Source organism: Candidatus Accumulibacter vicinus (genome assembly GCF_000584955.1).
GTDB lineage: Bacteria > Pseudomonadota > Gammaproteobacteria > Burkholderiales > Rhodocyclaceae > Accumulibacter > Accumulibacter vicinus.
Window position 1 is genome coordinate 34,855 of record NZ_JDSS02000053.1, and the last position, 11,336, is coordinate 46,190.

Sequence of the window (11,336 nt, forward strand, 5' to 3'; positions counted from 1 at the left end):
GTGCCAGAGGCTGCAAGCCAGTGGCTGGGTGACTATCATCGCCTGGCCCGCCACGAAATCGAGCCATACCTCTACACCTATCCTGAACGTGACGCCGTTCGCCATGTTTTCAGGGTGGCTAGCGGACTTGATTCCATGGTTCTGGGGGAACCACAGATTCTCGGGCAGATGAAGGAGGCAGTACGTGTGGCCGAGGAAGCTGGCACCCTCGGCACAACCTTGCACAAACTTTTCCAGCATTCGTTTGCCGTCGCAAAGGAGGTGCGCTCGACCACGGCGATTGGTGTCAACGTCGTTTCCATGGCGGCCGCTGCAGTGCGCCTGGCCGAGCGCATCTTCGAGCGGATCGCCGATCAGAAACTCCTGTTGATTGGCGCTGGCGAGATGATCGAACTGTGCGCCAGACATTTCGCGGTACAACGGCCAAAACAGGTGCTTATTGCAAACCGAACGGTTGAGCGCGGCCGATCGCTGGCAGAACGTTTTGGCGGAACGGCGATCAGGCTCGAAGAGCTTGGCGAGCGATTGTCACAGTTCGATATCATCATCTCCTGTACGGCCAGTCCACTGCCGATCATTGGTCTGGGCATGGTTGAGCGTGCCATCAAGATGCGTCGTCACCGCCCGATGTTCATGGTTGATCTCGCCGTTCCGCGCGATATCGAGATCGAGGTGGGAGAAATGGACGATGTTTTCCTGTATACGGTTGATGATCTCGCTCAGTTGGTCGCATCGGGACTCGAGTCGCGTCAGGCAGCAGTCGTTGACGCGGAGGCGATCATTGCCGAGCATGTCGATGGATTCCTGCGCTGGTTGGCAACGCGTGGTACAGTGCCGGTGATTCGCGCGCTGCGCGACGCGGCTGAGCGATCGCGTCGGCACGAAATGGAGCATGCACTCAAGTTGTTGGCCAGAGGAGACGACCCGGCGCGCGTGCTCGAGCAATTTTCTCTCCGTTTGACCAACAAGTTCCTGCACGCACCAACGCAGGCGCTGAGCCATGCCGTTGGAGACCGGGATGACTTGCCGCACCTGGCAGCACAGCTTTTCCACCTGCATGTGGAGTCCAAACTCGGCGAATAATGGATCTTTCGCTGGGGCCAACCCACTCCTAGAAGATTCTCCGTGGCCTTTCTGCCTGAACCGATTTCCTATGAACCAGAGCATTTGCGACAAACTTGAGCATCTGACTGGTCGTCTCGACGAGCTCGACCGCATGCTGGCCAGCGGTGAGGCGACACGCGATATGGACGAGTACCGCAAGCTGTCGCGCGAGCATGCCGAACTAGGCCCGGTGGTTTCCCTGTACCAGACCTGGCGACAGATCCGGTCCGATCTGTGTGCGGGACTCGATATGCTGACTGATCCAGAGATGCGGGAATTGGCTGAAGCCGAAGTGGCAGATGCCAGGGAACGCCTGCCGGAGATCGAGGCAGAACTGCAAAAACTATTGCTGCCGAAGGACACCAAGGACGATCGCAATGTCTTTCTTGAAATTCGCGCCGGCACAGGCGGTGACGAATCGGCACTGTTTGCAGGCAATCTGTTCCGCATGTACACGCGCTACGCCGAGCGCCGGGGCTGGCAAATGGAGGTCGTTTCTGCAAGCGTTTCGGACCTCGGCGGGTACAGGGAAGTCATTGCGCGTATCATCGGTCATGGTGTTTACTCCAGGCTCAAGTTCGAGTCGGGTGCTCATCGCGTGCAGCGTGTTCCGGATACCGAGACGCAAGGCCGTATCCACACGTCCGCCTGTACTGTGGCGGTGATGCCCGAGGCCGACGCGCTGGAGGAGGTACAGATCAACCCGACCGAGATTCGCATTGACACCTATCGAGCTTCGGGGGCAGGGGGGCAGCACATCAACAAGACCGATTCGGCCGTACGCATCACTCATCTGCCGACAGGCATTGTCGTGGAATGTCAGGATGATCGCTCGCAGCACAAGAACAAGGCACAGGCCTTGTCAGTGCTGGTGGCACGTATCAGGGACATGCAGGAGCGCGAACAACATGCGCACATCGCGTCGGCGCGCAGGAATCTGATTGGCAGTGGTGATCGCTCGGAGCGAATTCGAACCTATAATTTCCCGCAAGGGCGGGTGACCGACCACCGCATCAACCTGACGTTGTACAAGCTGGAGGCCGTCATGGACGGTGATCTCGAGGACCTGATCGCTGCGCTGACCGCCGAGTATCAGGCTGATCAGCTGGCAATGCTCGCCGAGAGCGCATGAAGCGATTGCTCTGAGACTCTATGCCGTGCCTTGTCCAATGGCCTGCATCAATGGGCCTGCGCTGCATGTCGCAGCCGCTGGTGACGAATATCGGCGAGGCTTGGCGCGTGGCCAGCCTGAGTATTGATCGGCTGGATGCGCGTTTGCTCGTCCAGCACGTCGCCGGTTGTACGCATGTCGATCTGTTGGCTCGCCCGAATCAAGCGTTGTCGACTGATCAGTTGGCGCGACTCGGAGCACTCGTCAAGCGTCGTTCTGATGGGGAACCGCTGGCGTATCTGGTGAACTTGGCAGAATTTTACTCGCTCGAGTTTCATGTCACCCCGGCGGTTCTGATTCCACGGCCAGAAACGGAACTGCTGGTCGAACTGGCGATCGAACGACTGCAGTCATTAAAGGCGCCTCGGATTGTAGACCTCGGTACGGGTTGCGGGATCCTGGCAGTGACCCTCAAGTACCGGCACCCGGCGGCCATCGTCAGCGCGGTCGACTTGTCTCCGGCGGCGCTCGAGGTGGCCCGCATCAATGCCGCGCGGCATGCAGTCGAGGTCAGCTTTCTTGAGGGTGACTGGTACGTACCGCTCGGCGGGGCGCGTTTCGACTTGATCGTTGCCAACCCACCTTATATTGAGTATGCGGATCCGCACCTACAGCAGAACGGTCTCCCCTTTGAGCCGCTGATGGCACTCAGCGACGGGGTCGATGGTGGCGACGGTCTGGCCTGCATTCGCGCAATCGTCATCGACGCAGCCCGACATCTGCTGCCGGATGGCTGGCTGTTGATCGAACATGGTTACAATCAGGCAGCCAGAGTGCGCGATTTGTTGTGGAGTGCAGGTTTTTCCAATGTGGCTTCCTGGCCGGATCTGTCGAAGGTCGAACGAGTCAGCGGTGGCTGTCTGGATTGACGGTGGAGTGGCCAGCCGGTACACTAATTCCGATGATTTTTATCAGTTATATAAATGGCGAGGTTTGATGATGGATGTGCAGCAACTGATCAAAGAGCAGGTCACGAATCACCCGGTGGTCCTCTACATGAAGGGGACGCCACAATTTCCACAGTGTGGTTTTTCTGCGGTGACCGTACAGATTCTGAAAGCCTGTGGGGTGTCCGGCTTCCTCAGCGTGAATGTGCTGGAAAATGCGGAGATTCGCAACGGTATCAAGGAATATGCCAACTGGCCAACGATCCCGCAGCTTTACGTGCGCGGCGAGTTTATCGGTGGCTGCGACATCATGCGCGAGATGTATGAAGAGGGTGAATTGCAGAAACTGTTTGAAGGGCTCAGCGATCCGGTCTGATCCGGCTGGTGCCGACAGCGCACACGGAGCGAGTGCAGAGATGAATACTGAATGGTCGAGGTGGCAATACCGGTTGACCCTGGTCGGCGTATCCCTGCTCTCGGCCTGTGCTGGTTACAGTGGCTGGGGTTTGCAGCCCGGTGTAACGACCTTGCCGGAAGTGGTCGCGACAATGGGAACGCCGGCTCTTCGCTGGAAGAATGCTGACGGCAGCGAGCAACTGGCCTATCCGCGCGGACCCGCAGGCACCCAGACGTTCATGGTCTTCATTGCTCCGGATGAGCGGCTGCAGCAGATTGAGGCGGTGCTCGACATGGAGCATTTTGCTCGCATCGAGCCTGGAAAAAGCGACCAGCAGTCGGTGCTGCGCCTGATCGGTCCACCCGTTCCGCAGTGGACCAACTATTTCAAAGAACGCGACGAGCTGGTCTGGGAGTGGCAGTTTTGCGATGCCTGGAATCAGCTCGCACGCTTCGACGTGCTGTTCGATGCCACTACCGGCATCGTTCGCACGAGTTACCAAAGGCAGGCACTCATGGGAGCCAACGGTGTGGCTCCGTTTTGTGGTCACTAAAATCGGCTGGCGGGTGCCGCAGCGTGGGCACGGGGTGGGTACCCTTTCAGAAGGATACCAGACGAACGTTCGCCGACGTCAGGCGCTGGCTGAGGACAGCGAGGAAAGACTGGTAGAAATGCATTCGACAGGCAGCGGAAGAGTCCTGCAAAGCGCTTTCGGTAATCCTCACCAGCTTGCCATTGGTCAGGGCAATGATATCCGCGCCACGCACCGAGTTCGCTTTGCCGATCACCGCCATCTCACCGAAGCACTCTCCAGTGGTCAGCAGATCAAGGATCATGCCGTTCTTGAGGACCTTCAGTTCACCTTCGACGAGGAAATAGAAGCAATCACCGGCGCTGCCGTCCTGAATGATCACCTCACCGGGTGAAACGCGACTCCATTGAGAAAAACGGACGATTTCCCAGATCTCGACATCAGAGAAATCCGCGAAGAAGTCGAACGCACGCAGGGTGTCGAACTTCTCGACATCGACCATCTGCTCGGCTGGCATGTTCAACCTCCGACCGCGGCAAGCCTGCGCCAGATCGTGTGCAAACTCTGCCCAACTGGGGTAACGGTTCTCGAGTTTCTTGCTCATCGCTCGCGCGACGATGGCGTCAAGCGACGCAGGAATGTCAGCGCGTAGCGCTGAAGGCCGGCGCGGCTCCGAGTTGATGATCTGGTAGATCAGATCGTAACTGTTGCGAGCCTGAAAAGGCAGTTGCCCGGTCAGCAACTGGTACATGACAACACCGAGAGAGTAGATGTCGGCTTGGTGATCGAGCGTATGATCTTTCACCTGTTGCGGCGACATGTAGGCTGGTGACCCCATGCCGAGAATCAGGGTGCGGTCGGGCGAGCCGATGATCGCAGCGCCAAAATCGGAGATCTTGATCTCGCCTACATCCGGGTCGAAGCCCGCAACGAGAATATTGGCAGGCTTGATGTCACGATGAATGATGCCGGCCCGGAACGCGAAATCGAGCGCGCGCGTGCATTTGAAAATGATCTCGACGACTCGCTCATATGACAGCAGCCGGTTGGCTGTACAAGCCGCCTCGAGCGTGCTGCCTGCCACATATTCCATGACGATGTAGCAGAGATGGTCGTCGACCACCGCGTCGTAAGTCTGGACGATGTGCGGGTGTAACAGTTTGCCGACCAGCGCGGCCTCATTGAGAAAGATGTGTGTGTATAGCCTGCCCCGTTTGGAGTCTCTCAGAATGTCCGGAAATGCGATCTTGACCGCAACCTCGCGTTTGCTGAAAGGGTCGTTCCCGAGGTAGACGGTAGAAGTCGCGCCCCGGCCGATTTCCCGGACCAGTTCGTATTTTCCGATCTTCTCCATCCCTGCCGCGTCGGGGGCTTAATGTGAAAGTCGCGTCAGCGACTCACGAATCTCCCCTCCCCACGGATGGGGGAGGGGTCGGGAGAGAGGAAAACGGTCATGACTTTCATGATTCGGGGGGTCTGGAAAAGTCATGACCGTTAGCCACAACGCGCGCGCGCAATCGCCGCCAGAACCTGTTCCGGTGCCGTACCGCCCACATGGCGGCGTGCCGCCAGCGACCCCTCGATGGTCAGTACCGCAAAGACATCCTCACCAATCAGCGGGGATAAGTGTTGCAGTTCTCCGAGCGGAAGCTGCGCCAGGTCGACACCGAGTTCCTCTGCGCGGCGAACGGCCAGGCCGACGGCTGCGTGGGCATCGCGGAAAGGCAGGCCCTTGCGGGTCAGGTAGTCAGCCAGGTCGGTGGCCGTGGAAAATCCCTGGCGCAAGGCGTCACGCATGTTCTCCGGGTGAGTGGTGATACCGGGAATCATCTCGACAAAGATGCGCAGGGTATCGGTGAGCGTGTCAACGGTGTCGAACAGTGGTTCCTTGTCTTCCTGATTGTCCTTGTTGTAGGCCAGAGGCTGGCCCTTCATCAGCGTCAGCAAGGCCGTCAGGTGACCGTAGATGCGGCCGGTCTTGCCGCGCGCCAACTCGGGTACGTCAGGATTCCGCTTCTGGGGCATGATCGAGCTGCCGGTGCAGAATCGATCGGCGAGCTTGATGAAGCCGAAACGAGGATTCATCCACAGGATCAGTTCTTCGGACAGACGTGAGAGGTGCATCATCAGTAATGCGCCGGCGGCACAGAATTCGATCGCAAAGTCGCGGTCGGCAACGGCATCGAGCGAGTTTTCACAAACCCCGTCGAAACCCAGCAAATCGGCGACGAACTGCCGGTCAATCGGATAAGTGGTGCCAGCCAGGGCAGCCGCACCGAGTGGCAAACGGTTGGTTCGTCGGCGACAGTCGGCCAGACGTTCGGCGTCGCGTTGCGCCATTTCGAAATAGGCCAGCAGATGATGGCCAAAGGTAATCGGCTGCGCGACCTGCAGGTGGGTGAGGCCCGGCAGCGCCGTGGCCGCTTCCTTTTCAGCAAGATCGAGCAGCCTGCGCTGGAACTCGCCGAGCAGGCTGGCGATGTCATCGATGGCGTCACGAAGATAGAGACGAATGTCGGTGGCAACCTGATCATTGCGTGAACGGCCGGTATGCAGACGCTTGCCGGCATCGCCGACGAGAGTCGTCAGGCGTTTCTCGATGTTCAGGTGCAGGTCTTCGAGGTCGAGTGACCAAACGAAACTGCCGGCCTCGATTTCTCGCACGACCTGCGCCATACCGCGTTCGATGTCGGCCAGATCGTCGGTACTGATGATGTTCTGTCGGGCCAGCATCGTGGCGTGTGCCAGCGAGGCTCGGATGTCTTGACGCCACATCCGCTGGTCGAAATCGACCGATGCCGTGTAGCGCTTGACAAGGTCGGACATCGGCTCGGAGAAGCGGCCGGCCCATGTATAGAGTGAAGAATCCGATTGGCTCATACGGTACAGGTTCCTAGGCTAAAATCACTCGTAGAACCTTGTACAGGCGCCACTTCGAGTAATGGCAAGTATAAAGCAAAACCTGGCTGGTCAGCTGTTGCCGGACTTCCGCAATGCCGGGGTCATGCTACGCATCCTGCTCGGGGTAAACCTGCTGGCACTGCTCGCAGCCCTGGTGCAGAGCGAAGGGATCAGTGACAGCGTGCAACGTTACAGTGACATGGCGATTTGGGTGCAACCCTTGCTGCTCATCAACCTGACTCTTCTGGCGCTGCTCGGGAACCTGCTGCGACGCCTTTCGATTTGGATCGGACGGGTGCTGGTGGTGCTTCTGGCCGCCGTTTCCGCGGTCCTTCTGACCGATCTCTGGCGTGTTCTGACCTTCGACGAAGGGGGGTGGCCACACCTGCTGAAAGCCGGTTTGCTCGGTAGCGCAGCGGCGGCGTTGATGCTGTCCTACTTGGCTTTGCGCACCAGTGCATTGTCGCCGGCGCTTGTCGAAGCTCGCCTGCAATCGCTGACCGCACGCATCCGACCGCATTTCCTGTTCAACAGTCTAAATGCCATCATTTCGTTGATTCGTCTTGATCCGAGGCGTGCCGAGACAGCCCTTGAAGAGTTGGCCGAGCTCTTTCGGGCGCTCATGCGAGACCATCGGGAACTGATCCCATTGGCCGACGAAATGGCCTTGTGTCGGCAGTATCTTGACCTTGAAAAGCTGCGTCTTGGGGAACGTCTGAACGTCGAATGGGAAGTGACTGATCTGGCCGCCGATCTCAAGGTGCCGCCGCTGATGGTGCAACCGTTGCTGGAGAATGCCGTCTATCACGGTATCGAACCTTCCGGGGAGGGCGGCACGATCCGTATTCGAGTGCTGCGACATGGCGATGAATTGCACGTCGATCTCGTCAATCCCTGTGATGGCGATACCGAGCATCAACACGGCAACCACATGGCGCTTGATAACATTCGCGAGCGGCTGGCACTGTACTACGATCTGGAAGCCCACATCGAGACCGGCAAGGTACTCCTTGCGGGCGGCAAGCGCGAGTATCGGGTGCACATCGTTCTCCCTTGTCGCGGGCACTCGCCATGATTCCCGTAGTTTGTCCCGGCCCGCTTGCCGTCATGATTGTTGATGATGAAGCGCCCGCGCGTAGGCGCTTGCGTGATCTGCTGGCTGATCTTGCACCGAAGCTGTCCAACGAACTCGTTGCCGAAGCAGAAAATGGCTTGCATGCCCTGGCGGCGATCGCCAGCCTAAAGGTTGACGTTGCTCTGATTGACATTCAGATGCCCAGGATGGACGGCATTGTGCTCGCCGGTCGTCTGTCGGAACTTGCACGGCCACCGGCCGTGATCTTTGTGACGGCCTTTGAGACGTACGCGGTGCAAGCCTTCGAACTCAACGTCGTGGACTATCTGTTGAAACCAGTACGGGCGCAGCGTTTGCTCGCCGCGTTGCAGAAGGTTCGACCACACCCACTGCGCATGCCGGTACCGCTTGCATTGCTGCAGCAAACGGCCCGCACCCACCTCTCCTGTCACGAACGTGGTCGTCTGTTGTTGATTCCAGTCGCCGAGGTCATTTACCTCAAAGCTGACCTGAAGTACGTCACGGCGCGCACCCGTGATCGGGAATACCTGCTCGACGAGTCACTGACCCATCTCGAACAGGAGTTTGGCGAGCAGTTCATCCGCTTGCATCGCAGCGTTCTGGTAGCCAGGGAAACGATTATCGGTTTTGAAAAGAGCCACTCCGACGATGCCGAGACGCAGTGGCAGGCCATGCTGCGCGACATTCCTGAACGGCTTCCGATCAGTCGCCGACAGTGGCCTCTGGTCAAGTCCTGCGCCCATCATTTGACTCCCTGAGCGTCCGATCAGGCGTGATCCATCGATCCGTCATTGATTCATTGATTCATTGCGCCGGCCTGAACCAGTCTAGTTTCTGCTGTAGACGCACCACTGTGCCAACGATGATCAGCGCTGGAGAAGTGATGCCGGCCGCCGCGACCTTCGCCGGCAGGGTCGCCAGATCGGCAGTCAGCACGCGTTGCCGGCGCGTCGTGCCGTTCTGGACGACTGCCGCAGGGTGGTCCTCAGGCAGTCCGTGGGCGATCATCTGCTGGCAGATTTCGGCGAGGCCGCCGACGCCCATGTAGAAGACGACCGTCAGCCTTGGACGCGCCAGCGATGGCCAATCGAGATTGATCGTGCCGTCCTTGAGATGGCCGGTGGCGAAGGCCACCGCCTGGGCGTGATCGCGATGCGTCAACGGGATGCCAGCGTAAGCGGCGCAGCCGGCGGCAGCAGTCACTCCTGGCACCACCTCGAAGGCAATTCCCGAGTCGACCAGCGTTTCGATTTCCTCGCCGCCCCGCCCGAAAATAAAGGGATCTCCCCCTTTGAGGCGGACGACCTGCTTGCCCGCGCGCGCCAGGCGCACCAGCAACTGGTTGAGTTCATGTTGCGGTACGCTATGCCGTGAACGTTCCTTGCCGGCATAGATCTTTTCTGCGTCAGGCGGCGCCAGTTCAAGGACACCATCAGCAATCAGATGGTCGTAGACAATGGCATCCGCCTCGCCGATCAGCCGCGCAGCACGCAGTGTCAACAGGTCGAGGTCGCCGGGACCGCTGCCAATGATGTACACGGTTCCGCTGGGCGTTGACGAAGAGGTCTGAGTCATTCCGGTGTTTCCAATCATTACCATCAATCGAGGTATTCGGTATCAGTCGGGCGGCAAAGCGGGGTCGGGGCGAACGGCATCCGGCGAGAGCACCGGCGGCGGGTTCGTTTCTTCTGGCGAAAGCGCCTGCTCACGTGGTACGGCATTCGGTGAGAGCACCGGATCGGGGTGGGTCTCTTTCGGGATCCACCGCGCTGGGGGCGAGCACCGATCCAGGATGGGTCTCCCCAGGCGATAGTGCAGGATTGGGACGCACCGCGCCGTCACTCGTGTATGTTTGCGCATGCGTGTTTGGCAGGCTGAGCAAGGCGAGCATGCCAATCAGTATCGCTACCGACAGGCGTTGACGGTTCGACATCAATGTTATTCCCTCTCTGGCGTGGCTCCGGGAATCCGGTAAGCACGGGGAACGCTCCCCCAAGCGAATGTAGCGCGTGCCCTGCAAACGGTCAATGAGCAGCCGGCCACCGCTGTTGACAGCCGATCCGCGGGGACCTCGAATTACGGACGCCGGTAAGAACAATAGGACTATACTTGTTTCTTACAATATTTTTTGAGGTGATTTCCGCGCGCCATCACTCAGGGAGAAAGACCATGCCTTTGCCGGTGGCACGACCGGCAAAGGCATGCTGGTGAACCGGCAAACTCAGCGCCAGACCAGGCCGGGCTCGGCTTCGATGTCAGCAAGAGCCGTCTGATCTTCGTGTTCACCACGCTTCCCCTTGCCTTCGGGCGCATGCTTGGCCGCCAGAATTGCAGCCTGGATCGCCTCGGAGAGCTTCGAGTGCCCGCGGTCGGCGCGCGCCTTCGGCATCAGGCCATTGAGGCCTTGCGCGTGGTAGCTGTGGTTTGGTTTGCTCGATACGCAGCTTCTCCAGTAGCTCGGCAACGTGATGATTGAGGTACTCCGATCCGTGGTCGGAGTGGAATCCGACAATCACGAACGGGAACTGATCGATGATCAACGCCAGCACCGGCAACAGAAAGGCCTCACTGATTCCTGGTACGCACGCCTCGACCTGCCACTGACTCACGGCATCGACGCAGGTGAGGTGATAGATGCCCTTGACGCCATCCTGCTCGATCGTCGTCAGCCGTGCTTCGTTCGTGTGGATCACCCTCCTTGCGATGAGCAACCCACACCTCATTTCCTCCGTGATTTCTTTCGATCAGGCTCTTTCCTGGGTGGAAATACGACCCTCGTTCAGGCTCATACCAGATTGGACAAGGCTACTGTTTGCGTGCCGACGCGCGACGCCCGATAATGAGTGCTGGCGCCGGGTCGACAGGCCGGCAGAACTCGGGAGCGTTTTATGGATCTATGGGCATGTCCGGCGGTAGTGACCGGGGCGGCATCGGGCCTGGGTGCCGAAACGGCGCGCTATCTCATTGAGGCGGGTGCCAAGGTGGCGGTGATCGACATCGACGCCGAGGGTGTCCAGAGGGTTGCCGACGAGATTGGTGCGCTCGCCATTCCCTGTGACGTCGCCGATGCGCTGTCCGCGGAGCAGGCCATCGCCATGGCACGTGAGGCGCATGGTGCGGCGCGCGTGCTGGTGCACTGTGTCGGCCGTGGCCACTGCAATCCAATCGTCGGAGCCAGTGGTCCGATGCCACTGGAGGATTTCCGCCAGCTCGTCGAGGTTAACCTGATTTCGACCTTCAACATGATG

Annotated in this window: 13 protein-coding genes; 9 read left to right on the forward strand and 4 right to left on the reverse strand. The window is 59.1% G+C overall.

What is annotated here, in order from left to right:
* The 5 genes from hemA to CAPSK01_RS20540 form a co-directional block, all read left to right on the forward strand.
* A partial coding sequence (gene hemA, locus CAPSK01_RS20520) for a glutamyl-tRNA reductase (protein ID WP_034931657.1) occupies nucleotides 1-1,083 on the forward strand: 1,083 nt, incomplete at its 5' end.
* Between the two features lie 70 nt (nucleotides 1,084-1,153).
* Nucleotides 1,154-2,236 (forward strand): peptide chain release factor 1, encoded by a 1,083-nt coding sequence (gene prfA / locus CAPSK01_RS20525; protein ID WP_034931302.1) that lies wholly within the window; start codon nucleotides 1,154-1,156, stop codon nucleotides 2,234-2,236.
* A gap of 50 nt (nucleotides 2,237-2,286) precedes the next feature.
* A complete protein-coding gene (prmC, locus tag CAPSK01_RS20530) occupies nucleotides 2,287-3,144 on the forward strand; it encodes a peptide chain release factor N(5)-glutamine methyltransferase (RefSeq protein ID WP_273704205.1) in 858 nt (285 codons plus the stop codon).
* Nucleotides 3,145-3,214: 70 nt separating this feature from the next.
* Nucleotides 3,215-3,538, forward strand: coding sequence for a Grx4 family monothiol glutaredoxin (gene grxD, locus CAPSK01_RS20535; RefSeq protein WP_034931665.1), 324 nt, complete (start codon nucleotides 3,215-3,217; stop codon nucleotides 3,536-3,538).
* Nucleotides 3,539-3,578: 40 nt separating this feature from the next.
* Nucleotides 3,579-4,112, forward strand: coding sequence for a hypothetical protein (locus CAPSK01_RS20540; RefSeq protein ID WP_034931305.1), 534 nt, complete (start codon nucleotides 3,579-3,581; stop codon nucleotides 4,110-4,112).
* A 46-nt stretch (nucleotides 4,113-4,158) separates the two neighbouring features.
* Here the strand turns inward: CAPSK01_RS20540 and CAPSK01_RS20545 are convergent, their stop codons facing one another.
* Together CAPSK01_RS20545 and argH are read right to left on the reverse strand one after the other, a co-directional pair.
* Entirely contained in the window at nucleotides 4,159-5,445 is a 1,287-nt protein-coding gene (locus tag CAPSK01_RS20545) for a serine/threonine-protein kinase (RefSeq protein ID WP_034931308.1), read from the reverse strand.
* A gap of 140 nt (nucleotides 5,446-5,585) precedes the next feature.
* Nucleotides 5,586-6,971, reverse strand: a complete 1,386-nt coding sequence (gene argH, locus CAPSK01_RS20550; protein WP_034931311.1) for an argininosuccinate lyase — start codon at nucleotides 6,969-6,971, stop codon at nucleotides 5,586-5,588.
* A 61-nt stretch (nucleotides 6,972-7,032) separates the two neighbouring features.
* Between argH and CAPSK01_RS20555 the strand changes: the two genes are divergently transcribed.
* Together CAPSK01_RS20555 and CAPSK01_RS20560 are read left to right on the forward strand one after the other, a co-directional pair.
* A complete protein-coding gene (locus CAPSK01_RS20555) occupies nucleotides 7,033-8,067 on the forward strand; it encodes a histidine kinase (RefSeq protein ID WP_034931314.1) in 1,035 nt (344 codons plus the stop codon).
* On the forward strand, nucleotides 8,064-8,846 hold the full coding sequence (locus CAPSK01_RS20560; protein WP_034931668.1) for a response regulator transcription factor: 783 nt from the start codon (nucleotides 8,064-8,066) through the stop codon (nucleotides 8,844-8,846). Before CAPSK01_RS20555 ends, CAPSK01_RS20560 begins: the two co-directional genes overlap by 4 nt.
* A gap of 46 nt (nucleotides 8,847-8,892) precedes the next feature.
* Here the strand turns inward: CAPSK01_RS20560 and cobA are convergent, their stop codons facing one another.
* Nucleotides 8,893-9,663, reverse strand: coding sequence for a uroporphyrinogen-III C-methyltransferase (gene cobA, locus CAPSK01_RS20565; protein WP_034931316.1), 771 nt, complete (start codon nucleotides 9,661-9,663; stop codon nucleotides 8,893-8,895).
* Between the two features lie 646 nt (nucleotides 9,664-10,309).
* Nucleotides 10,310-10,477 (reverse strand): hypothetical protein, encoded by a 168-nt coding sequence (locus CAPSK01_RS24245; protein WP_273704206.1) that lies wholly within the window; start codon nucleotides 10,475-10,477, stop codon nucleotides 10,310-10,312.
* Between the two features lie 79 nt (nucleotides 10,478-10,556).
* Between CAPSK01_RS24245 and CAPSK01_RS24250 the strand changes: the two genes are divergently transcribed.
* A complete protein-coding gene (locus tag CAPSK01_RS24250; protein WP_273704207.1) occupies nucleotides 10,557-10,928 on the forward strand; it encodes a hypothetical protein in 372 nt (123 codons plus the stop codon).
* Nucleotides 10,929-10,976: 48 nt separating this feature from the next.
* The coding region (locus CAPSK01_RS20575) for an SDR family NAD(P)-dependent oxidoreductase (RefSeq protein WP_034931321.1) at nucleotides 10,977-11,336 on the forward strand (360 nt) is incomplete at its 3' end.

Excerpts from the sequence above, each read along its gene's own strand:
- prfA (WP_034931302.1), top strand. The coding sequence starts at position 1,154 with ATGAACCAGAGCATTTGCGACAAACTTGAGCATCTGACTGGTCGTCTC.
- prmC (WP_273704205.1), top strand. The coding sequence starts at position 2,287 with ATGGGCCTGCGCTGCATGTCGCAGCCGCTGGTGACGAATATCGGCGAG.
- grxD (WP_034931665.1), top strand. The coding sequence starts at position 3,215 with ATGGATGTGCAGCAACTGATCAAAGAGCAGGTCACGAATCACCCGGTG.
- CAPSK01_RS20540 (WP_034931305.1), top strand. The coding sequence starts at position 3,579 with ATGAATACTGAATGGTCGAGGTGGCAATACCGGTTGACCCTGGTCGGC.
- CAPSK01_RS20545 (WP_034931308.1), bottom strand. The coding sequence starts at position 5,445 with ATGGAGAAGATCGGAAAATACGAACTGGTCCGGGAAATCGGCCGGGGC.
- argH (WP_034931311.1), bottom strand. The coding sequence starts at position 6,971 with ATGAGCCAATCGGATTCTTCACTCTATACATGGGCCGGCCGCTTCTCC.
- CAPSK01_RS20555 (WP_034931314.1), top strand. The coding sequence starts at position 7,033 with ATGGCAAGTATAAAGCAAAACCTGGCTGGTCAGCTGTTGCCGGACTTC.
- CAPSK01_RS20560 (WP_034931668.1), top strand. The coding sequence starts at position 8,064 with ATGATTCCCGTAGTTTGTCCCGGCCCGCTTGCCGTCATGATTGTTGAT.
- cobA (WP_034931316.1), bottom strand. The coding sequence starts at position 9,663 with ATGACTCAGACCTCTTCGTCAACGCCCAGCGGAACCGTGTACATCATT.
- CAPSK01_RS24245 (WP_273704206.1), bottom strand. The coding sequence starts at position 10,477 with ATGCCGAAGGCGCGCGCCGACCGCGGGCACTCGAAGCTCTCCGAGGCG.
- CAPSK01_RS24250 (WP_273704207.1), top strand. The coding sequence starts at position 10,557 with ATGATTGAGGTACTCCGATCCGTGGTCGGAGTGGAATCCGACAATCAC.